Origin of the sequence: Streptomyces calidiresistens, assembly GCF_014141525.1 — a bacterium.
GTDB classification, from domain to species: domain Bacteria; phylum Actinomycetota; class Actinomycetes; order Streptomycetales; family Streptomycetaceae; genus Streptomyces; species Streptomyces calidiresistens.
In genome coordinates this window covers 1-1747 of record NZ_VKHS01000989.1, presented here as the reverse complement: position 1 = coordinate 1747, position 1747 = coordinate 1, and the positions used below count along the sequence as shown (strand labels likewise).

At 79.9% G+C, this 1747-nt stretch carries 2 protein-coding genes; both read left to right on the top strand.

Features of this window, described 5'->3' with window-relative positions; translation table 11 throughout:
* Window positions 1-699 (top strand): ABC transporter ATP-binding protein (locus tag FOE67_RS24770; RefSeq protein WP_323385447.1); only part of this gene is annotated, 699 nt, incomplete at its 5' end.
* The coding region (locus FOE67_RS24765; protein WP_323385445.1) for a DUF6297 family protein at window positions 696-1747 on the top strand (1052 nt) is incomplete at its 3' end. The genes FOE67_RS24770 and FOE67_RS24765, both read left to right, overlap by 4 nt.

The window sequence follows — 1747 nt, the reverse complement described above, 5'->3', positions numbered from 1 at the left end:
CCCTCCCCACCGGCCCCGCCGCCGTCACCGACCGTCGGGCTGCGGATGACGGGGGTCCACCACGGCTACGGGGAACGCACCCTGCTCACCGACGTCTCGTTCACCCTCCGGGCGGGGAGCTGCCTCGTCGTCCGGGGCGGCAACGGCACGGGGAAATCCACCCTGCTGCGCCTGGCCGCCGGCCGCGAGAGCCCCCGGGCCGGCACCGTCACCCTCGACGGCCGGCCCTCCGACGAGGACGACCCGCGCCAACGCGCCCGGGTCGCCGTCGTGCTGGAGGACGACGCCCACCACCCGGACCTCTCGGTCCGCGAGCACCTGCTGCTCGTCGCCCTCGCCCACGGCCGCGGCGAGTCGGCCGAAGAGGTGGTGGACGGGGTGGTGGCCGACCACGGGCTCACCGGACAGGCCGATCTGACGCCCGACCACCTCTCCTCCGGGCAGCGCCGGGCGTTCGCCCTGGCCGCCGCCTTCGTCCGCCCCCACCGCCTGTTGATCCTCGACGAACCCGAATCCGGCCTGGACGGGCGGGCCCGACACCGCCTGGCCGACCGCCTGAACTCCGCCCGGGCCGGGGGCGTCGCCGTCCTTCTCGCCACCCACGACGACCGGCTCGCCGGGGCCGTCGCCGACACCGGCCTGCGGTTCGCGCCGGACGGCCGGCTCCTCCCCGACCCGCCGGGGGACGGGGTCCGGTGACCGGAACACCCGCCCCGCCGACCGCTCCCGTTCCCGGCCCGGCCGGTTCCTCCGGCCCGTTCGACCCGCCCAGCCCGTTCGACCCCCCGGCCGACACCGGCCGGGAGGCCGTCCGCCGACGCACCGCGGGGGTCCGGGCCCTGCTGCGCCGCGCCCGCGCGGAGACCCGCCGGGCGCGGCGGCGCAGCGTCCTGTACACCGCCTACTGCACCGTCCTGCTGGGGGCGTTGTGGGGGGTGCCGCCGCTGTGGGCGGTGGTGCGGGCCGGCACCGGCGGCCGGCTCGACGGGCCGGTCACCGACCACGTCCTCGCCGCGCTGCCCTCACTCCTCCCGGCCCTGTGGGCGGCGGCGGTGCTCGCCCTCGTCCTGCGGGGCGTGCGGTGGGGCCCGCCCGCCCCCGACCGGGCGACGATCGCCTGGCTCCTGGCCCACCCCCTGGACCGGCGGGCCCTGCTGATGCCCCGGTGGGTGGTCTCCGTCGCCCTCGCCACGGCCGCGACCGCCGCGGTGGGGGCCCTCGGCGGCCTGCTGGTGTTCGCGCTCGGCGCCGGCGGCCCGGTCGCCGCACCGCTCGCCGGGGCCCTGGCCGGCGGCTCGGCCGGGTGCGTCGGCACCTGTCTGGCGGTCCCCGCGCAGCGGGTCGCGACGCTCGCCCCCACCCGGCACCGGCGGATCGTCCGGGCCGCACGGGGCGGGGCGACGCTGCTCGCGCTGCCGTTCCTCGCCGGTGCCCTCGGAACCGGGGCCGGCGGATCCGAGGGGGCCGCGCGGTGGATCCCGGCCTGGTCCGGACCGTGGGGATGGGCGACGCTGCCGCTGACCACCGGCCCGGACACCCCCCTCGGCGGCGGGTGGGGCCTCCCCGTGACGGGGGGCGTCCTCACCCTCGCGACGCTGGTCGCCGTGGCCGTGTGGGCGGCACGGGGCATCGACCGGATACCGACCCGACTGCTGCGGGAACGGGCCGAGACCGCGCCGCGGGTGCGGGCCGCCCGGTACACCCTGGACCTGCGCGCGGCCCGGATGGCGGCCCGCCCGCCCCGGCG